Consider the following 20,004-nt stretch of genomic DNA (forward strand, 5'->3'; position numbering starts at 1 on the left):
CGGCAGCGGCTCCCGCCTACCATTGTTTCTGCGAGCCAACATGTCCTCCCCCCCGCGGACGGCTCGCAGGGAACATAACTGGCAGGGAGGAATTTTTTCAAACTACATGAATCTGCCAGATTCACCCGGGGTTGTGACCAGGGTCCGGCGCGGACGACGGTGGTGATGGATCGATACTGGGTGATCGATGTCTCCACCTGGCTGCTGCCCCGATTCCCATGTCCATTCATTCCTGCTTCCGAGTCACCGTGCTCGCCGCCGCGATGGCGCTTGGTGCGCTGTCGGGCATGGCCGCACAGGCCGCGCCGACCCTGGCCGGCTGCGAACTCTTTCCCTCCAGTGCCATCTTCAGCCAGCGCATCGACGATGTGCAGCGCTTCCCGCCCCACGAACGCAGCGCGGCCTGGCTGGGCTCCATCGGCCTGGGCCGCAAGCTGCACGCCGACTGGGGCCGCACGGTCGATCCCGCGCAGACCGACCGCTACTACGGCATCCCCGTCAGCGTGGTCGACGGCACCCCGGCCACGACCCGCTGGCCGCTCGTCAGCCATGCCATCCAGGACGCCCGCGATGCGAACGGCAGTGGCGTGCCATCGGAAAGCGACTGTGCGGTCGGGGACCAGGGGCTGCCCGTCATCAAGCGTGGCTGCGACGGCCTGATTCCGGCGCGCCGGCGCTTTCCCTATCCCAATGACGGTCTGCTCAAGGCCGAGCGCGGCCTGTGCAACGACCCGGCCACCTGCGGCGACCGGCATGTGCTGGTGCTGGAGCAGGGGGCGTGCCGCCTCTGGGAGAGTTACTTCACCTACCAGATCAACGGCCGCTGGAGCGCCTATTCCACCGCCGCCTGGGACCTGAAGTCGATGGAGATGCGGCCCGACGGCTGGACCTCTGCCGATGCGGCCGGCCTGCCCATCCTGCCGCTGCTGGCGCGCGCCGACGAGGTCGAGGCGGGCGTGATTTCCCATGCGCTGCGCGTGACCTTCCGCGACGCCGTGCTCGACCGGCGCCACACCTGGCCCGCCAGCCACTCGGCCGGAACGACCCGGGCCGATGGCATTCCGTTCGGTGCGCTGCTGCGCCTGCGGGCGGACTTCGACATCCCGTTCTGGTGGACGGCCCAGGCCAAGGTGCTGGCGCGGGCGATGCAGAAATACGGCCTCTACGTGGCCGACATCGGCTCGGACTTCTACGTCCAGGGCGATCCGGACGAGCGCTGGGGGCGCCTGACGATCTGGCAGATCCAGCGCATGAAGCTCAACGACTTCGAGTTCGTCGACCTCGGCGCCATCACGCGCCACCCCCGCTTCCATCCGCGGTCCTACCAGGCCGCCTGGTGAGGCGGTGCGGCCTCCGGGCGCGTCGAACCAGACTTTCGGACAGGCTTGCGCCGGACCTCGGTCCGGTACTGCACGGAACATGCGTGCCTACCATTCGCTGGCGGGCCGCACATCCTCCCCCCCGCGGATGGCCCGCACGGAACCACAACTGACAGGGAGGGCTTTTTCAAAAAGCAACTGTCAGGGGAATGGTCAGTACGCATCGAACGCACCAGCTCACACCAATGAACAACTTCTTCGCACTCGGCCTGATGTCCATCGCGGCCTTCGCCTCCAGCGTGGCACAGGCCCAGACCGCCGCGCCGGCCACTCCGACCGCCACGCTGAAGACGGATGGCAAGCTGCGCGCAGCCCTCGGTCTCGGCGCGAGCTTCTCGTCCGGCAACAGCCGCACGTCCAACGTCTCGCTGACTGCGCACGGCGTGCGGGCGACGGAGCAGGACAAGGCGACGGTCTATGGCTCGGCGCTGTATGCGCGTGCTGCGGGCGTGACCTCGGCCGAGCAGTTGCGTGCAGGTGGCCGCTACGACTACAACCTGGGCACCGACACCTTCGCGTTCGGCACCGCCGACCTGGAGCGTGACAAGCTCGCCAACCTGTCGCTGCGTGGCGTGTTCGGCGCCGGTGCCGGTCTGCACGTGATCAAGACCCCGGCCACCACGTTCGACGTCTACGGCGGTCTGGCCTACAACGCCGACAAGTACGTGGCCGCCACCGTCATCGACGGGCAGTCGCGCTCGTCCTATGGCTACGCCGCACTGCTGCTGGGCGAAGAGTTGCAGCACCGCCTGTCGGACACGACCAGTGCCTGGCAGCGCCTGACGGTCTACCCGAACCTGCGCAACCGCGGCGAGTTCCGCGCCAGCTTCGCGTCGGGGCTGTCGGTGGCGATGTCCAGCGTGATGAACCTGAATGTCGGCCTGGGCTATGCCTTCAACTCCGACCCGGGCGTCGGCCGCAAGAAGGGTGACACGCTGCTGACCACGGGCGTGTCGGTCAAGTTCGACTGATCCGGATCCGCCCATGGAACTCGGCACGGCCTCCATCCTGGTGCAACTGCTGCTGATCTTCGTGCTGGTGGCCCTGTTCGCAGGGCGGCGCCGGATACGGCTCCACCGCGAGCGGCGCGACACCACACCAGGCGCAGCGACGCCCGCGGCCACCCCGTGGCCGTCCATGCGTTCTGCGGCACCTGCCGTGCCGCCTGCGCCGGTGCTGGTCGAGTTGCCGGTCGCGATGCGGCGCACACCCGTCCAGGGTGTGTCCAGCCGCGTGTCCGAGGAGTTGCTGCCGCCCTGTTTTGCCGACACCTGCGCCGACTGGGCCCAGGTGGACCCGGTCCCCGGCAAGGCGCCCGGCCAGGTGCCCGACACCCGCTTCAGCCTGGCCGACTGGTCGGCGCCGACAGACCGTGTCGCACTGGACAGCGCACTGGATTCCGCCGGCCTGGACTGGGCGCTGGAGGCCCGGGTCGAGTCTCCCCGTGCCATGCGCCCGGTACCTGTCCGCACGGGCGGCGCGCCGATGTCCTGCACAATCGCGCCGCAGGTGCACCAATGCGCCTGAACTGACCCGTGCCGGTCTCCACTGTGGCGGCGGGTCATGCCGTGACCCGACTGCCGCAAGATGGACCAGACCACGATCGATTTCTCTTCCGCTCCCGCCGGCAACCCCGGCTCCGGCGATGACGCCCTGACGCTCGCGCACTACGCCGAGCGTGCCTATCTGGAATACGCGCTCAGCGTCGTCAAGGGCCGGGCACTGCCCGATGTCTGCGACGGCCAGAAGCCGGTGCAGCGCCGCATCCTCTACGCGATGCAGCGCATGGGCCTGACCACCTCGCGCAGCAGCAGCGGCCAGACCAGCGGCGCGCGCCCTGTCAAGAGCGCCCGCGTCGTCGGCGACGTGCTCGGCCGCTACCACCCGCATGGCGACACCGCCGCCTACGACGCGCTGGTCCGCATGGCGCAGGACTTCGCGCTGCGCTACCCGCTGATCGACGGCCAGGGCAACTTCGGCTCGCGCGACGGCGACGGCGCCGCGGCCATGCGCTACACCGAGGCGCGGCTGGCGCCGATCTCCCGCCTGCTGCTCGACGAGATCGACGAGGGCACGGTCGAGTTCATCCCCAACTACGACGGCTCGACCGAGGAGCCGCGCCAGCTGCCGGCCCGCCTGCCGTTCGTGCTGCTCAACGGCGCGTCCGGCATCGCCGTGGGTCTGGCCACCGAGATCCCGAGCCACAACCTGCGTGAGGTCTCGGCCGCCGTGGTCGCGCTGCTCCGCGACGAGCACCTGAGCGACGACGCGCTGCACGCGCTGCTGCCGGGACCGGACTACCCCGGCGGCGGCCAGCTCATCAGCAGCGAGAGCGACATCCGCGACGCCTACCGCACCGGCCGCGGCACGCTGAAGATGCGGGCCCGCTGGAAGATCGAGGATCTGGCGCGCGGCCAGTGGCAGCTGGTCGTCACCGAACTGCCGCCGGGCGCCAGCAGCCAGCGCGTGCTCGAAGAGATCGAGGAGCTGACCAACCCGAAGGTCAAGACCGGCAAGAAGGCGCTCACCCCCGAGCAAGTGCAGCTCAAGACCACGGTGCTGTCCGTGCTCGACGGCGTGCGCGACGAGTCGAGCAAGGACGCGGCCGTGCGGCTGGTGTTCGAGCCCAAGAGCCGCGCCATCGACCAGCAGGAGCTGATCACCACGCTGCTGGCGCACACCAGCCTCGAAAGCTCCGCCCCGGTCAACCTCACCATGGTCGGCGCCGACGGCCGCCCGACGCAGAAGAGCCTGCGCCAGATGCTCAGCGAGTGGATCGGCTTCCGGCTGGCCACCGTGCGCCGCCGCACCGAGCACCGGCTGGCCCGCGTGCTCGACCGCATCCACATCCTCGAAGGGCGGCAGACGGTGCTGCTCAACATCGACGAGGTGATCCGCATCATCCGCGAGAGCGACGAGCCCAAGGCGGCGCTGATCGCGCGCTTTCGTCTGAGCGACCGGCAGGCCGAGGACATCCTGGAGATCCGCCTGCGCCAGCTCGCCCGGCTGGAGGCGATCAAGATCGAGCAGGAGCTGTCGGAGCTGCGCGGCGAGCAGGGCAAACTGGAGGACATCCTCGGCAACGCCAGTTCCTTGCGCCGGCTGGTGATCCGCGAGATCGAGGCCGACACGAAGCAGTTCGGCGACGACCGCCGCACGCTGATCCAGGCCGAGAAGAAGGCGGTCGCCGAGGTGAAGGTCATCGACGAGCCGGTGACGGTGGTGGTGAGCCAGAAGGGCTGGGTCCGCGCACGCACTGGCCACGGCCACGACGCGGCCGGCTTCGCGTTCAAGGCGGGCGACGGGCTGTACGGCACCTTCGAGTGCCGCACCGTCGATCCGCTGATCGTCTGCGGCAGCAACGGGCGGGTCTACTCGGTGCCGGTCAGCGCGCTGCCGGGTGCGCGCGGGGATGGTGCGCCGATCACCTCGCTGATCGAGATGGAGTCGGGCACGCAGATCCTGCATTACCTGGCGGGTCCGGCCGACCGGATGCTGCTGCTGGCCCACAGCGGCGGCACCGGCCTGCTGGCCAGACTCGGTGACCTCGTGACGCGGCAGAAGGGCGGCAAGAGCTACCTGACGCTGGAGGTCGGCGAGCAGTGGTTCCCGCCAGTGACGGTGGAGCCATCGCACACGCAGGTGGCCTGCCTGGCGGGCGGCGGGCGGCTGCTGGTGTTTGGCCTGGGTGAACTCAAGCACCAGCCCAACGGCGGACGCGGGCTGACGCTGATGGAGGTCGAGGCCGCCGATCCGCTGCTGATGGCGGTGCCCTTCGCGACCGGGCTGCGGGTCCGTGGTGTCGGGCGCGGGGCCAAGGCCCGCGACGAGGATCTGCGGCCCGCGGCGCTGGCGGCCCATGTCGGCCGGCGGGCGCGCAAGGGGCGCGTGATCGACACGACCATGAAGGTCCAGTGCGTCACCGCCCTTTGAACGGTTGCCCGTTGTTTGTGGGTGAGTCTGCTCAATCGGCACCGCCATTCCAGGCCGCATATTCATGGCGGTCTGATTGTCGTCAGGGGGGTGGATTTGATATATAAGGAACCTCAATTGATAAAGTCCCGTTCCGGTTAATCTCAGTTAAGGTTGCCTGTGTAACCTGCCGTTGGTTTCACGCTCCAGATTGTGTTCAAATCGTAACTGTCGTGAGCCAACTATTCCCGATGCGCCGTCCGGAGGGAACTGTCTGGAGATTGTGGTGTCTCAATCCCTGCAGTTCTTGCGCATGCGGTCGATCCTTGACCTGATTCCAGTTCCCCCGCACCGTGCCACTCAGGTGGCGCGGGCTTTCAGGCCCGGCCCTTTTTGGTCGGGCCTTCTTTTTTTCGATTCGGGAATCGTGTCAGACTAAGGCGGCCTTCATCCCCAGCCGTTAGCATCGGGCATTCACTGAGGGATATTTTCAAATCATGCGATTGCTGCTGGCAGAAGACGACCCCTTGCTGGGCGATGGTCTGCGCGCAGGGCTGAAGGCCCTGGGGTTTCAGGTGGACTGGGTCCGGGACGGTGTGGCCGCCGAGCGCGAGTTGCTGAACCAGACCTACACCGCGGCGATCCTCGACCTCGGCCTGCCCCGTGTCGATGGCATGGACGTGCTGCACAACCTGCGCACCCGTGGCGTGGCGACGCCGGTGCTGGTGCTGACGGCCCGTGACGCGGTTCCCCAGCGCATCCAGGCGCTCGATCTCGGTGCGGATGACTACGTCGTCAAGCCGGTCGATCTGCATGAGCTGGCCGCCCGCCTGCGGGCGCTGGTGCGCCGCTCCCACGGCCAGGCACAGGACCGCCTCAGTTGCAACGGCGTCGATCTGCAACCGGCTTCACGCGAGGTCTGGGCGGACGGCGAGACGGTCAAGCTCTCCAGCCGCGAGTTCAGCCTGCTGCACGTGCTGATGCTGCGTCCTGGCCGGGTGCTGACCCGCGAGCAACTCGAAAACCACCTCTATGGCTGGGGTGAGGAAGTCGGCAGCAACACCATCGAGGTGCATGTCCACCACCTGCGACGCAAGCTTGGCTCCCACCGCATCCGCACGGTGCGCGGTGTCGGCTACGCCTTTGCCGCCCAGTCCAGCCCGGTGGCCACCGACGCCGGCCCCGACAGCAGTCCTGCGCCGCTGTGAGCACCGGGGTCGCCAGCAGTTCGCTGCGCACGCGGCTGCTGCGGCGGGTGCTGGCGGGGGTGGCGCTGCTGTGGTTGCTGGCCGCGGTGCTGGCCTGGGCAGACACACGGCGCGAACTGGATGACCTGCTCGACGGCCATCTGGCACAGTCGGCGGCACTGCTGGTGGCCTTGCAGTTGCAGGACGGCGGCGAAGTGCTCCTGCCACCGGCCAACAACCTGCACCGGTATTCGCCTCGGGTCGCGTTCCAGGTCTGGCGCGCGGGGCAGCTGGACATGCATTCCTGGAACGCGCCCTCCGAACCGCTGGCGCCGCTGCAACCCGGATTCCATGCGACGCATCTGGCCGGGCGGGACTGGCGTGTCTTCGCGGCCCGGCCGGCCCAGTCCGACGTGATCGTGCTGGTGGGCGAGCTGAGCTATTCGCGCGCCGAGATTCTCCAGGCGGTGCTGCGCAGCTCGCTGCTGCCGCTGCTGGTGGCCTTGCCGCTGCTCGGACTGAGCGTGTGGTGGGCCGTGCGGCTGGGCCTCGTTCCGCTGGACCGGCTCGGCAAGGAGCTGGCCAGCCGGGACCCGGCGGCGCTCGATCCCATCCGGATGCACGATGCGCCGACCGAGCTGCTGCCGCTGGTGAGCGCGCTCAACGAGCTGTTCGAGCGGACGACCGCGCTGCTCGCGTCCGAGCGGCGCTTCACCGCCGATGCCGCGCACGAGTTGCGCACGCCGATCGCCGGCATCCGGGCCCAGGCCCAGGCCGCACTGGCCGTGCACGATCCGGCCGCACGGCGCCACGCGCTGCAGGCGACGCTGGTCGGCTGCGACCGTGCCACCCGGCTCGTGCAGCAGCTGCTGACGCTGGCCCGGCTGGAGGCCGAACCCCAGGCCCGGCTGAACCAGGTCGATCTCGTGGTGCTGGCGCGCGACGAGGTGGTCGAGATCGCCTCGGCCGCGTTCGACGAGGGCCAGGAGCTGCAGCTGGACGCGCCCGAAGAGGAGGGCTGGCTGCGGGTCCGCGCCGAGCCGACGCTGCTGGCGGTGCTGCTGCGCAACCTGATCGACAACGCCTTGCGCTACAGCCCGCGCGGGGCGACGGTGCGGGTGTCGGTGGTGCCGGTGATGCCCGACTGGGTGATGCTGGTGGTCGAGGACAGCGGGCCGGGCCTGCCGCCCGAGCATCTGGCGCGGCTGGGCGAGCGCTTCTTCCGTGCACTCGGCAACGAGCGGCCGGGCAGTGGTCTCGGCTGGTCGATCGTGCGCCGCATCGCGCTGGCGCTGCAGCTCTCGGTGGAGGTCGACCGTTCGCCGGAGCTGGGTGGCCTGCGCGTGCAGGTGGGCATGGCGCTGTCCGGCGCCGAGGCGGATTCGCCTCAGGGGCCGAGCGGGCCGGTCCGTGCGGCGTCGTTGTCCCAGACGTAGCGGCACAGGGTCCTGCTTTCGGGCAGCAGGTAGATCACCTGGGAGGCTTCGGTCGGGGCAGGTATGCCGGAATGGTCGGTCTGGGCCCAGGCCGGACGCAGGCTGCGGCCCTGCGGCGTGCGGGCGAAGGCGCGCAGGCGGCGGTCCAGCGTGGTGGCGTCGCCCGGATCGAAGCGTTCCCACAGCAGATCCACCGGCAGACCGTCGATCAGCCGGATCAGGGTGGCCCCTTCCTCGCGCAGCAGTGCCAGCACGGCGTCCTCGTCGCGGATCTGTCCGCGCAGGCGCTGCCATTCGTCGAACAGCATCGGCTGCATGTCTTCCAGGTGCACCCCCGCCTGCTGCAGGGCGTCCGTCCACGCGGCGAGGTCGCTGGCATTGACGGCGCTCGCCAGCCAGCGGTGGCGCCGCCGGCCGAGTGGCAGCAGCATCACGTGGCGCTCGCCCGGCCCCAGCGCCTGGTCGAAATGTGCCCGCGCCTGTTCCAGCACCGCGGACCGCGGGCCGTCGCCGTCGATCAGCCGGTGCAGCACATATTCGTCCGCCACCCGCAGGTGGGCAATCGACGGCAGCGTGTCGACATCGGCCAGCCGGAGCGCGGCCAGCGCCGCCGACAGCGCGCTGCTGCCGCTGCCGCCCGCGCTGGCGGATGCCTGGCTCTGCTGCGTCCAGCCGGGGCCGAGCAGCTGGGCCTGGCAGCCCCGCATGCGCAGCTCCAGCAGCAGCTCAGAGCGCCAGCGCAGCGACACGTCGGGCTTCCTCCAGCGAGACCAGCCCGGCCGTGACCCATTCGAGTGCGGCATCCTGCAGGCCGGTGTAGCCCTCCCGGGTGGCCGCCGCCTGCAGTGCCCGGTACGGCGCCGGTGTGGTCAGCAGATCGGCCAGCGGAGGCGTCAGCGCGAGCCAGCGGCTGATCACCTGGCGTCCCACCTGACCGGTGTGGCCGCAGTCCGGGCAACCCGCGCCGCGCACCGAGGGTGGCTGGCCGGCCCGTGCCGGAGCCACCGGTCGGCTGCACGAAGGGCAGTTCAGCCGCAGCAGGCCTTGAACGAGCATCCCCTTGAGCGTGACGGCGAGCACGGGCGCCGACAGGCCCAGCCGCTCCAGCCGCACCAGCGCCGACCAGGGGTCTGGTGCTGCCACGCCCAGCACGACCGGGCGACCGCTCAGGACCTCGTCGGCCAGTCGCGCAGCCACCTCGGGCGTGTCCAGTTCGTCGATCAGCAGCCGGTCCGGATCCTGTGCCAGCGCCCCGGCGAGTTCGGACACGGTCGGCCGTTCCAGCCGCAGCACGCGCTGGCCACCCGTGCCCAGCTCCCGTTCCAGCGCGTGCAGCGTGTCGGACTTGCCGGCGCCCGGCGGCGAGACCACCAGCCACAGGCCATGGGCGAGTTGCAGGGAATGCCGCAGCCGCTCCAGCGTGCCGCTGTCGTGTCCGAGTTCGTCCAGCCCGGGCTGGCGCTGGCGGGTCAGCACCGCCGGAAGACGCAGCACGGCGGCACGCTGCACCTGCCCGTCGGGCGAGGTGCGCTGCAGCACCCGGATGTGGGCGGTCAGCTGGCGTCCGGCATGCACCACGGGCAGATGGCCGTCGCGGGTCGCCGCCGCCTGCAGCGCTTCGAAGACCGCGTCGAACGAAGGCCCCGGCGTCTCGGGCACCACGGTGCGGCGCAGGGTCCCTTCGACGCGCATCTGCCAGACGCCGGAGGCCGGTCGGGCCTGGCCGTCCGGCGTGGAGGCTGGTTCGGCCTGGAGCCAGTGCAGGTGGGTGGCCTGCGCGCCCAGCGCCTGCCGCAGCACGCCGTTGATGTGGCGCAGCGCAGCGGTTTCCGCCGGCACGCCGAGGCCCGGCTGGCGCACCCCGGTGTGCAGGGCCTCGTCGGTCCGCCGTGTCTGCTCGATCCGGTCGACGAACCCGAGCAGGGCCTGCACCGGGGTCACGTACCAGCGCGTGCGCGGGTGGCCGGCGTCGCGCAGGCGCGCTTCCAGCCAGAGCCGGTGGTCACGGTCGAAGGGGTCGGCCAGCACCAGCGCGATCGCGCCGTCCGTGGCGCGCAAGGCCACGCACAGCCGCTGTCGGCTGATGTCCAGGGGAATCAGGCGGGTGTCGGCCTGCTCGACGCTGGCCCGTGTCAGCTCGGCCGGCGGCATGCCGCTGGCCAGCCCCAGCCAGTCGCGGAACGCGCTGTCCTGCACCGACGGGGGCACGGGGCGGTGCGTGTCGGCGCTGTAACGCCGCATCAGGCGCTGCACGACCCGCTCGGCCTGTTCCTGCGCCAGCATCCTGGTCTGCTCCTGCTCGCTCATGGCGCCATTAGGCCCCATGCCGTGGACCGTGACCGTCCCTCGCCTGTGGGCCGGTGCCCCCGGAGACACGCCCCGTCAAGTGCGGGGTCAGGCGCAGCTGCAAAGAGAAGATGGGCATGAATCGCGAAATATCAGGATGATTTCGCCAAGTATTTCACATATTGTCTGGCTCTGGCATGAAGGCTGCCAGCACCAGACCTGCGGCGATCAGCGTGATCAATGCAAACAGACCGAAGCTCCAGAGCTCGAACGGCACCCCGAGCAGGGACACCGCCGCATCGGCGCAGGACGAGCGCACCTCGAACACCTCCGGCTGCCATGCATCCAGTCCGAGGCCGGAAACGATGCGGTCGGCGAGGGTCATGTCACACGATGGCAGCTTGGCGGCGACGAGATTCTGGTAGAGCGCCGCCGCACCGCCAGCCACGCCCAGCCCCGCCACCAGCACCGACGACAGCACGGCCGACAGCCGTCCGGGGCCGCCGACCGGCAGGGCCGCCGCCAGCAGCGCGACGACCGCGATCGCCAGGAAGAGGATGCGCTGCAGGATGCACCAGGGGCAGGGCTCCATTCCGAAGCGGTGCTGCGCGAACAGTGCCCCGCCCACGCTGGCCAGACAGGCCAGCGCGATCAGCACGAGCACCGCGCGCGCATGGCGCTTCAGCATGTGCCGGGCGTTCATTCGATTTCGGCGATCAGCTCGATCTCGACGCAGGCGCCCAGCGGGATCTGGGCCACGCCGAAGGCGCTGCGCGCATGGGCGCCGATCTGGTCGCCGAAGACCTGTGCGAAGAGCTGCGAGGCACCGTTGGTGACCAGGTGCTGCTCGGTGTAGTCACCGGTGCTGTTGACCAGGCTCATCACCTTGACGATGCGCCGCACGCGGTCGAGGTCACCCGCAGCGGCCTGCAGCGTGCCGAGCAGGTCGATGGCGATGGCACGGGCGGCCTGCTGACCTTCCTCGGTGCCCATGGTCTTGCCCAGCTGACCGACCCAGGGCTGGCCATCGCGCTTGGCGATGTGGCCCGACAGGAAGACGAGGTTGCCGGTGCGCACGAAGGGCACGTAGGCGGCGGCGGGGATGGCCACGGGCGGCAGCGTGATGCCCAGGTCCTGGAGGCGTTGGAGGATGCTCATGGGAGGTTCCGGAGAGGCTTCAAGTGAAAAAATCGCGATGTGCAATCGCCGAATGTCTGCAGGATCCTACACTGGCTGGCATCAAGAAAACGAGGGGCAGGGGATGCGGCAGGCGGGCAGGGAGCGTCGGTGAAGGCGCGGCTGGACCTGTGCGTCGGGCGCGGTGGATGGTGGGCGGCCGTCGGCTGGCTGTGCGGCAGCGCCCTGCAACTGCAGCAGTCTGCCACCGCGCCTCCGCAGCTCTGGCTGCTGGCGGGTGTGTTGGCTGCGGGGGGCTGCTGGCTGGGTGCAGCGGTCCGGGTGCCGAGGTGGCGCGGGCTGCTCTGCCTGCTCGCGGCCACCGCGCTGTCATGGTCGGTGACCGACTGGCGGGCCCACCAGCGCCTGGCGGACCGGCTGGATCCCGCCCTGGAAATGCAGCCGGTGCGCGTCACCGGTGTGGTGTCGGGCCTGCCCGTGTGGCGCTCCGAAGGGATCCGGTTCGAACTGCGCGTGGAGCGCACGGAGCCGCCGTCACCGGCGGGTGTTCCCGCCCGTCTGAGTCTGTCCTGGCACCCCTCGGGCGATGCCCCCGGTTTTTCTGCGGCAACCATGCCCCGCGCCGGCCAGCGCTGGAGCCTGCCCGTGCGCTTGCGGCTGCCGGACGGGCCCGTCAATCCGCATGGATTCGATGTGGCGCTGGGCTGGTTCGAGCGGGGGATCGGTGCGGTCGGCACCGTGCAGGGTCGCGCCGGGGTGGGGCCGGCGATGCTGGGCGAGACCGGTGGCGAGACGGTGGACCGGTGGCGCCAGGACCTGCGCGACCGCTTGCGTGAGCGCCAGGGGGACACGCCTGCCGCCGGGATGCTGGCCGCGCTCGCGGTGGGCGACCAGGCGGCGATCGAGCGCGAGGACTGGGCCGTCTTCCGCACGACGGGCATCGCGCACCTCGTCTCGATCAGCGGCCTGCACGTCACGCTGCTGGGCTGGCTGGGTGGCGTGGTCCTCGGGTGGATCTGGCGCCTGCGCAGTGCATGGCTGCTGGTCCTGCCGGTGCCGGTCGTCGTGCGCTGGGGCGGCTTGGCGGTGGCGGTGGCCTATGCGCTGCTGGCCGGGTGGGGCGTGCCGGCGCAGCGCACGGTGCTGATGCTGGCGATCGTCGTGCTGCTGCGCAGCGGGGCACGGCGCTGGTCGGGCGGGCGCATCCTGCTGGCGGCGGCGGTTGGGGTGGTGGTCCACGATCCGTGGGCGATGCTGCAGGCGGGCTTCTGGTTGTCCTTCGTCGCGGTGGGCCTGCTGATGCTGGGCGGCTCGCCCTCGGCGGTCGAGGTGGCCCCGGGCTGGCGCGGGCGGGCGGGGCAGGAACTGCGCAGCCTCTGGCGCACGCAGTGGGTCGTCACGCTGGGACTGGCGCCCTGGACGCTGCTGTTTTTCCAGCAGATCTCGCTGGTCTCGCTGCTGGCCAATGCCGTGGCCATTCCGCTGGTGACGCTGGTGATCACGCCGCTGGCGCTGCTGGGGTTGCTGCTCCCCCTGCTGTGGGCCTGGGCGCTGCCGGTGGTTGCCGGACTGATGCATGTGCTGCAGATGCTCGCTGCGTGGCCCTGGGCGAGCGTGCACCTGCCGGCCGCGCCGGCATGGGCCCAGGCGCTGGGCATGGCGGCGGCCGCGCTGCTGGTTGCGCCGCTGCCGGTGCGGCTGCGGCTGGCGGGGCTGCCACTGCTGCTGCCGATGCTGTGGCCCGCCCTGCCGCTGCCGTCCGAAGGGGAATTCGAACTGCTCGCGGCCGACATCGGCCAGGGCAATGCCGTGCTGGTGCGGACGGCCCGCCACAGCCTGCTCTACGACACCGGGCCGGCGTACGGGCGCCATGGCGAGGCGGGCAATGCTGGCGAGCGGGTGCTGGTGCCGCTGCTGCAGGCACTCGGCGTGCGCGTGCTTGACCAGCTGGTCATCACCCACCGCGACACGGACCACAGCGGCGGCGCCAGCGCGGTGCTGCAGGCGCTGCCGGTCGGGCTGGTGCAGAGTTCGCTGGAGCCGGGGCATCCGCTGCGCGCCCGGGCCCCGCACCAGCGCTGCACCGCCGGCACGCGCTGGGAATGGGACGGCGTCCGGTTCGAGGTGCTGCATCCGGAGGCGGCTGACCACGACCGGCCCGGGATCGCCATGCTGCGGCCCAACGCGGTGTCGTGCGTGCTGCGGGTGGCGTCGTCTGGTGGTCGGGCCGCGCTGCTCACGGGCGACATCGGCATCGACCAGGAACTGCGGCTGGTGATTCGCCAGCCGGAGCGCCTGAAGGCCGCGGTGCTGCTGGTGCCCCACCACGGCAGCGTATCTTCCTCGGGCTTGTATTTTCTCAAATCGGTGCAACCGACCTGGGCTATCGTGCAGGCTGGGCGGCACAACCGCTATGGGCATCCGGCGCCTCCGGTGATGGAGCGCTATGCCGAACAGGGCATTTCGGTCATCAGGACGAACCAATGTGGTGCATGGCACTGGCGCAGTGCGGACGAAGCACATTGGTGCGCACGAAATCTGCGCGTCCGCTACTGGCAATTGATCGAACCTGTGCCGCTGGTCGCCGATGGCCCTGATATTGCTAAGTCTGTTCTCAACGATCAACCACCACCCCCATGAGACCGATGTTCGACGAAATGAATGCCACCGGCACTTCGGTGCGGGAACACTATCGGACCTATGAGCGCTGGCTGTCGCAGCAGCCGCGCGAGGTGATGCATGCCCGGCGCGAAGAGGCCGAAATGATCTTCCGGCGGGTCGGGATCACGTTTGCCGTCTACGGCGACAAGGATTCCGGCGAAGGCACCGAGCGGCTCATCCCGTTCGACCTCATTCCCCGGGTCATTCCTGCCCATGAGTGGCGCGAGATGGAGAAGGGCCTGAAGCAGCGGGTCACCGCGCTCAACCGCTTCATCCACGACGTCTACCACGGCCAGGAGATCGTCAAGGCGGGCATCGTGCCGGCCGACCAGATCCTGTCCAACGCACAGTTCCGCCCCGAGATGATCGGCGTCGACGTGCCCGGCGGCGTGTATTCGCACATCTCCGGCATCGACATCGTGCGCGCCGCCAACCCGGACGGCAGCGGCAACTACTACGTGCTGGAAGACAACCTGCGCGTGCCCAGCGGCGTGAGCTACATGCTGGAAAACCGCAAGATGATGATGCGGCTGTTCCCGGACCTGTTCGCCAGCCACCGCATTGCCCCCGTCGCCCACTACCCCGACCTGCTGCTGGAGACGCTGCGCGAAGTCGCCCCGAACGGCGTCAACGACCCGACGGTCGTCGTGCTGACCCCCGGCATGTACAACTCGGCCTACTTCGAGCATGCGTTCCTCGCGCAGCAGATGGGCGTCGAGCTGGTCGAGGGCCAGGACCTGTTCGTCAAGGACAACTTCGTCTTCATGCGCACCACGCGCGGCCCGAAGCGGGTGGACGTGATCTACCGCCGCCTGGACGACGACTTCCTCGATCCGCTGGTGTTCCGACCGGACACGACGCTGGGCTGCCCGGGGCTGCTGTCGGTCTACCGGGCCGGCAACGTGACGCTGTCGAACGCGGTCGGCACCGGGGTGGCCGACGACAAGTCGATCTACGCCTACGTGCCCAAGATGATCGAGTTCTACCTGGGCGAGAAGCCGATCCTCAACAACGTGCCGACCTACCTCTGCCGCGAGGCGGACGACTACAAGTACGTGCTCGACCACCTCGACGAACTGGTGGTCAAGGAAGTCCACGGCGCGGGCGGCTACGGCATGCTGGTCGGCCCGGCCTCCACCAAGGCGGAAATTGCCGCCTTCCGCGAGCAGCTCGTCGCCAACCCGAGCAACTACATCGCGCAGCCGACCCTGAGCCTGTCCACCTGCCCCACGTTTGTCGAATCGGGCGTGGCGCCGCGTCACATTGACCTGCGACCCTTCGTGCTGTCGGGCAAGACGGTGCAGATGGTGCCGGGCGGCCTGACGCGGGTCGCGCTCAAGGAAGGCTCTCTCGTTGTCAATTCCTCGCAGGGCGGGGGCACCAAGGACACCTGGGTGCTGGAGGACTGAACCAAATGCTGTCAAGAACTGCTGATCACCTCTTCTGGATGTCGCGCTACATGGAGCGCGCCGAAAACACCGCCCGCATGCTGGACGTGAACTACCAGACCGCGCTGCTGCCGCAATCCACGGCGGTGTCGGAGCTGGGCTGGCGCGGCCTGCTGAGCATCTCCGAGCTGAGCGGCGACTTCGCGCGCCGCTACGGCGAGGTCACCGCCAAGAGCGTCATGGACTACATGGTCCGCGACGAGCGTAACCCGTCTTCGATCTTCTGCTGCCTGCGGGCGGCGCGCGAGAACGCCCGTGCGGTGCGCGGCGCGCTGACCACCGAAGTCTGGGAAACCACCAACCAGACCTGGCTCGAATTCAACCGCCTGCTGCGCGAGAACACCTTCGAGCGTGACCCGAGCGGCCTGTTCGAGTGGGTCAAGTTCCGCTCGCATCTGTCGCGCGGCGTGCAGGTCGGCACCATGCTGCAGGACGAGTCGCTGCACTTCGTGCGCATCGGCACCTTCCTGGAGCGCGCCGACAACACCGCCCGGCTGCTGGACGTGAAGTTCCATGCCGTGGAGAGCGACTTCTACGGCGCCGCCGACGCCCGCGACCAAGAATACGACTTCTACCACTGGTCGGCGATCCTGCGTTCGGTGTCCGGCTTCGAGGTCTACCGCAAGGTCTACCGCAACGTGATCCAGCCGGAGAAGGTGGCCGAGCTGCTGATCCTGCGCCAGGACATGCCGCGCTCGCTGGCGGCCTGCACGCAGGAAGTCGTCGCCAACCTGAAGCTGGTGGCGCCGGACGCCACGTCCGAGACGCTGCGCCGCGCGGGGCGGCTGCACGCGGATCTGGAGTTCGGCCGCATCGACGAGATCCTGTCGACCGGCCTGCACGCCTACCTGACGCAGTTCCTGGACCGCGTCGGCGACCTCGGGGCCGGCATCAGCCGCGATTTCCTCGTGGCCGTTCACTGAAATACAAGAAAGCACTCTCCCGTGTCCATCCACGTCGCGCTCAGTCACGTCACCCACTACACCTACGACCGCCTGGTCAACATGGCGCCACAGATCGTGCGCCTGCGGCCGGCGCCGCACTGCCGCACGCCGATCCTGTCGTATTCGCTGCGGGTCGAGCCCGAGACCCATTTCATCAACTGGCAGCAGGACCCGTTCTCGAACTACCTCGGCCGTCTCGTCTTCCCGGAGCCGACGCGCCACTTCAAGGTCACCGTCGATCTGGTGGCCGAGATGTCGGTCTACAACCCGTTCGACTTTTTCCTGGAGCCGAGCGCCGAGAACTACCCCTTCGTCTACGAGGACGGGCTGAAGCAGGAGCTGGCGCCGTACCTGGTGCCGGAGCCCGCCACCCCTGCGCTGCAGGCGTTCGTGGATTCGATCGACCGCAAGGAAGTGCGCACGATCGACTTCCTCGTCGGCCTCAACCAGCGCCTGCAGAGCGACATCCAGTACGGCATCCGTCTGGAGCCGGGCGTGCAGACGCCGGAAGAGACGCTGACGCTGAAGTCGGGTTCGTGCCGTGACTCGGGCTGGCTGATGGTGGAGACGCTGCGCCACCTGGGCCTGGCGGCGCGCTTCGTGTCGGGTTACCTGATCCAGCTGAAGTCGGACGTGAAGGCCCTCGACGGCCCGAGCGGCACCGAAGTCGATTTCACCGACCTGCACGCCTGGTGCGAGGTCTACCTGCCCGGCGGCGGCTGGATCGGTCTGGACCCCACGTCGGGTCTGATGGCCGGCGAAGGCCACATCCCGCTGGCCTGCACGCCGCAGCCGTCGAGCGCGGCACCGATCAGCGGTGCCGTCGACAAGTGCGAGGTGGAGTTCAGCCACGAGATGCGCGTCACGCGCGTCTGGGAATCGCCGCGGGTCACCAAGCCCTACACCGAAGACCAGTGGGGCGAGATGCTGGCGCTGGGCGAGGCGGTGGATGCCGAGCTGGTCGCGGGCGACGTGCGCCTGACGATGGGCGGCGAGCCGACCTTTGTCTCGGTCGATGACCGCGACGGCGCCGAATGGAACACCGACGCGCTCGGCCCCACCAAGCGCCTCTATGCGCAGGAACTGGTGCGCCGCCTGCGGGACGAGTACGGGCAGGGCGGTTTCCTGCACTTCGGCCAGGGCAAGTGGTACCCGGGCGAGCAGCTGCCGCGCTGGGCGCTGTCGATCTACTGGCGCAAGGACGGCCAGCCCTGCTGGCACAACCCGGAGCTGTTCGCCGACGAGCGCGATCCGCACCAGTACACCGCCGACGATGCGCAGCGCTTCATCCGCCTGCTCAGCGCCAAGCTCGGCATGACCGACCAGTTCGTGCAGACGGGCTACGAGGACACCTGGTACTACCTGTGGCGCGAGCGCCGCCTGCCGGTCAACGTCGACCCGTTCGACAGCCGGCTGGAGGACGAGCTGGAGCGGGTGCGCCTGCGCCGGGTCTTCGCGCAGGGGCTGGACGAGCCGATCGGCTACGTGCTGCCGCTCAAGCCTAGCGACGCGCCGTCGCTGGCCGGCCCGCGCTGGGTGACCGGCCCGTGGTTCTTCCGCGACGAGCGCATGTACCTGATCCCCGGCGACTCGCCGATGGGCTACCGGCTGCCGCTGGACTCGCTGCCCTGGGTCGCCAAGAAGGACTATCCGTACCAGATCGACCACGACCCGTTCGCCCAGCGCGACACGCTGCCGGCGTCGTCGCAGGTGCGCAGCCAGTACGCCGCGCATGTCATCGGTGGCGGCTTTGCTGAAGGTGGCACGGTGGCGCTGCAGCGTGGCGGGCCGTCCGAAGGTGACTATGCGTTCGGCGATGTCTTCGGTGCGGACCTGACCACGTCGGGTTCCGGTACCGGCACGGGTTCCGGCGCAGGCCTCGGTGCTGGTTCGGAAGCCGGTGCAGGCGGTGCGGCTGGTGTGGGCAATGGCCCGGGAACCGTGTCGCGTGCCGCGCCGCTGTCCGCGTTGTCGTCGCTGAGTGCGGAGGAACTCGCCCGCCACCCGCAGCGCTTCGAGTCGGCCCACTGGATCACCCGCACCGCGCTGTGCGTCGAGGCGCGTGACCCGCGCCGCGCCAATGGCCCGAAGGCCGAAGGCGTGGGCCAGGCCACCGGCGTGCTCTATGTCTTCATGCCGCCGCTGGCGCATCTGGCGGATTACCTGGATCTGCTCGCCGCCGTCGAGGCGACCGCCGAGGATCTGGGTGTGCAGATCGTCCTCGAAGGCTATCCGCCGCCGCGCGACCCGCGCCTGACGGTGCTGCAGGTCACGCCGGACCCGGGTGTCATCGAAGTCAACATCCACCCCGCGCACAGCTGGCGCGATCTGGTGTCGCAGACCGAGTTCCTCTACGACGCGGCCTGGAAGACCCGCCTGTCGACCGAGAAGTTCATGCTCGACGGCCGCCACACCGGCACCGGCGGTGGCAACCACATGGTCATGGGCGGCGCCACGCCGTCGGACTCGCCGTTCCTGCGCCGGCCGGACCTGCTGGCTTCGCTGCTGACCTACTGGCACAACCACCCGTCCTTGAGCTATCTGTTCTCGGGCATGTTCATCGGCCCGACCAGCCAGGCGCCGCGCGTCGACGAGGCCCGCAACGACCAGATCTACGAGCTGGAAATCGCGCTGGCCGAGATCGAGCGCAACAAGGCGATCTACGGCACGGACATGCCGCCGTGGCTGGTGGACCGCACGCTGCGCAACGTGCTGATCGACGTCACCGGCAACACGCACCGCAGCGAGTTCTGCATTGACAAGCTCTACTCGCCGGACTCGTCCACGGGCCGCCTGGGTCTGCTGGAGCTGCGCGCCTTCGAGATGCCGCCGCATGCGCGCATGTCGATCGTGCAGCAGTTGCTGCTGCGCACGCTGATCGCCCGGTTCTGGAAGGAGCCGTACCGCGCGCCGCTGGTGCGCTGGGGCACCGAGCTGCACGACCGCTTCCTGCTGCCGACCTTCGTGCGGATGGACCTTGACGACGTGATGGCCGACCTGCAGCAGGACGGTTATGCCTTCGATTCGGCCTGGTTCGCGCCGCATTTCGAGTTCCGCTTCCCGAAGGTGGGCGAGATGTCGGCGCGTGGTGTGCACCTGACGCTGCGCAACGCGCTGGAGCCGTGGCACGTGATGGGCGAGGAGGGTGCGATCGGTGGCACGGTGCGCTACGTCGATTCGTCGCTGGAGCGCATCGAGGTGCTGGTCACCGGGCTGGTCGATCCGCGCCATGTCGTCACCGTCAACGGCGAGCCGCTGGCGCTGCAGCCGACCGGCCGGGTGGGCGAGTACGTGGCGGGGGTGCGTTACCGTGCCTGGCAGCCGCCGGCCGCGCTGCACCCGACCATCGGCGTCCATGCGCCGCTGACCTTCGACCTGGTCGACACCTGGAACAACCGCTCGCTGGGCGGCTGCCAGTACCATGTGGCGCATCCGGGCGGACGCAACCACGACACCTTCCCGGTGAATTCGTTCGAGGCCGAGAGCCGCCGTCTGGCGCGCTTCTTCGCGATGGGCCACACCCCGGGCAAGGTCGTGCCGGGCGTGGCGCAGCGCAGTCTGGAGTTCCCCTTCACGCTGGACCTGCGCCGGACCTGATCCGGGTCAGGGTCCGC

The 20,004-nt window shown here is 69.4% G+C and carries 14 protein-coding genes; 10 read left to right on the forward strand and 4 right to left on the reverse strand.

All coding sequences use genetic code 11. The annotated features are described in order from the left end of the window. The first annotated feature begins 218 nt into the window (after positions 1-218). The 6 genes from BDD16_RS17380 to BDD16_RS17405 all read left to right on the forward strand — a co-directional run bounded on the left by BDD16_RS17380 (position 219) and on the right by BDD16_RS17405 (position 7,914). Positions 219-1,340 (forward strand): hypothetical protein, encoded by a 1,122-nt coding sequence (locus BDD16_RS17380; protein WP_179635095.1) that lies wholly within the window; start codon positions 219-221, stop codon positions 1,338-1,340. Positions 1,341-1,564: 224 nt separating this feature from the next. Further along, positions 1,565-2,350 (forward strand): DUF481 domain-containing protein, encoded by a 786-nt coding sequence (locus tag BDD16_RS17385; RefSeq protein ID WP_179635096.1) that lies wholly within the window; start codon positions 1,565-1,567, stop codon positions 2,348-2,350. A 13-nt stretch (positions 2,351-2,363) separates the two neighbouring features. Next, positions 2,364-2,906, forward strand: a complete 543-nt coding sequence (locus BDD16_RS17390) for a hypothetical protein (RefSeq protein ID WP_179635097.1) — start codon at positions 2,364-2,366, stop codon at positions 2,904-2,906. 60 nt (positions 2,907-2,966) lie between these two features. Continuing rightward, complete coding sequence (gene parC / locus BDD16_RS17395; RefSeq protein ID WP_179635098.1) at positions 2,967-5,312, forward strand: DNA topoisomerase IV subunit A; 2,346 nt, start codon at positions 2,967-2,969, stop codon at positions 5,310-5,312. A 476-nt stretch (positions 5,313-5,788) separates the two neighbouring features. Next, positions 5,789-6,499, forward strand: coding sequence for a winged helix-turn-helix domain-containing protein (locus BDD16_RS17400; RefSeq protein WP_179635099.1), 711 nt, complete (start codon positions 5,789-5,791; stop codon positions 6,497-6,499). Then, positions 6,496-7,914 carry an ATP-binding protein gene (locus tag BDD16_RS17405; RefSeq protein ID WP_310732775.1) on the forward strand — a complete coding sequence of 473 codons (1,419 nt, stop codon included), beginning with the start codon at positions 6,496-6,498 and terminating at the stop codon, positions 7,912-7,914. The genes BDD16_RS17400 and BDD16_RS17405 overlap by 4 nt, the downstream gene beginning before the upstream one ends. On the opposite strand, the gene BDD16_RS17410 is transcribed toward BDD16_RS17405, so the two are convergent. The 4 genes from BDD16_RS17410 to BDD16_RS17425 form a co-directional block, all read right to left on the reverse strand. Further along, positions 7,866-8,663 carry a hypothetical protein gene (locus BDD16_RS17410; protein ID WP_179635100.1) on the reverse strand — a complete coding sequence of 266 codons (798 nt, stop codon included), beginning with the start codon at positions 8,661-8,663 and terminating at the stop codon, positions 7,866-7,868. The two genes, BDD16_RS17405 and BDD16_RS17410, sit on opposite strands and share 49 nt — an antisense overlap. Beyond that, positions 8,641-10,221 (reverse strand): ATPase, T2SS/T4P/T4SS family, encoded by a 1,581-nt coding sequence (locus tag BDD16_RS17415; protein ID WP_179635101.1) that lies wholly within the window; start codon positions 10,219-10,221, stop codon positions 8,641-8,643. The genes BDD16_RS17410 and BDD16_RS17415 overlap by 23 nt, the downstream gene beginning before the upstream one ends. Before the next feature lie 154 nt (positions 10,222-10,375). Further along, positions 10,376-10,903 carry a disulfide bond formation protein B gene (locus tag BDD16_RS17420; RefSeq protein ID WP_246332589.1) on the reverse strand — a complete coding sequence of 176 codons (528 nt, stop codon included), beginning with the start codon at positions 10,901-10,903 and terminating at the stop codon, positions 10,376-10,378. Beyond that, positions 10,900-11,358, reverse strand: a complete 459-nt coding sequence (locus tag BDD16_RS17425; protein ID WP_179635102.1) for a RidA family protein — start codon at positions 11,356-11,358, stop codon at positions 10,900-10,902. Before BDD16_RS17425 ends, BDD16_RS17420 begins: the two co-directional genes overlap by 4 nt. A gap of 129 nt (positions 11,359-11,487) precedes the next feature. Between BDD16_RS17425 and BDD16_RS17430 the strand changes: the two genes are divergently transcribed. From BDD16_RS17430 to BDD16_RS17445, 4 genes are read left to right on the forward strand one after another with little or no spacing between them, the layout of a single operon-like run. After that, positions 11,488-13,977, forward strand: coding sequence for a DNA internalization-related competence protein ComEC/Rec2 (locus tag BDD16_RS17430; RefSeq protein WP_179635103.1), 2,490 nt, complete (start codon positions 11,488-11,490; stop codon positions 13,975-13,977). Next, positions 13,974-15,407, forward strand: coding sequence for a circularly permuted type 2 ATP-grasp protein (locus tag BDD16_RS17435; protein ID WP_179635104.1), 1,434 nt, complete (start codon positions 13,974-13,976; stop codon positions 15,405-15,407). The genes BDD16_RS17430 and BDD16_RS17435 overlap by 4 nt, the downstream gene beginning before the upstream one ends. Before the next feature lie 5 nt (positions 15,408-15,412). Continuing rightward, a complete protein-coding gene (locus BDD16_RS17440; RefSeq protein WP_179635105.1) occupies positions 15,413-16,369 on the forward strand; it encodes an alpha-E domain-containing protein in 957 nt (318 codons plus the stop codon). Between the two features lie 21 nt (positions 16,370-16,390). Further along, complete coding sequence (locus BDD16_RS17445; RefSeq protein ID WP_179635106.1) at positions 16,391-19,987, forward strand: transglutaminase family protein; 3,597 nt, start codon at positions 16,391-16,393, stop codon at positions 19,985-19,987. The last annotated feature ends 17 nt before the right edge of the window (positions 19,988-20,004 follow it).

This window comes from Sphaerotilus montanus (assembly GCF_013410775.1).
Lineage (GTDB): Bacteria > Pseudomonadota > Gammaproteobacteria > Burkholderiales > Burkholderiaceae_C > Sphaerotilus > Sphaerotilus montanus.

What these genes read in the sequence shown, in the direction of transcription:
- BDD16_RS17420 (WP_246332589.1), bottom strand. Translation starts at nt 10,903, where the DNA reads ATGAACGCCCGGCACATGCTGAAGCGCCATGCGCGCGCGGTGCTCGTG.
- BDD16_RS17390 (WP_179635097.1), top strand. Translation starts at nt 2,364, where the DNA reads ATGGAACTCGGCACGGCCTCCATCCTGGTGCAACTGCTGCTGATCTTC.
- BDD16_RS17425 (WP_179635102.1), bottom strand. Translation starts at nt 11,358, where the DNA reads ATGAGCATCCTCCAACGCCTCCAGGACCTGGGCATCACGCTGCCGCCC.
- BDD16_RS17415 (WP_179635101.1), bottom strand. Translation starts at nt 10,221, where the DNA reads ATGAGCGAGCAGGAGCAGACCAGGATGCTGGCGCAGGAACAGGCCGAG.
- BDD16_RS17380 (WP_179635095.1), top strand. Translation starts at nt 219, where the DNA reads ATGTCCATTCATTCCTGCTTCCGAGTCACCGTGCTCGCCGCCGCGATG.
- BDD16_RS17400 (WP_179635099.1), top strand. Translation starts at nt 5,789, where the DNA reads ATGCGATTGCTGCTGGCAGAAGACGACCCCTTGCTGGGCGATGGTCTG.
- BDD16_RS17440 (WP_179635105.1), top strand. Translation starts at nt 15,413, where the DNA reads ATGCTGTCAAGAACTGCTGATCACCTCTTCTGGATGTCGCGCTACATG.
- BDD16_RS17435 (WP_179635104.1), top strand. Translation starts at nt 13,974, where the DNA reads ATGAGACCGATGTTCGACGAAATGAATGCCACCGGCACTTCGGTGCGG.
- parC (WP_179635098.1), top strand. Translation starts at nt 2,967, where the DNA reads ATGGACCAGACCACGATCGATTTCTCTTCCGCTCCCGCCGGCAACCCC.
- BDD16_RS17385 (WP_179635096.1), top strand. Translation starts at nt 1,565, where the DNA reads ATGAACAACTTCTTCGCACTCGGCCTGATGTCCATCGCGGCCTTCGCC.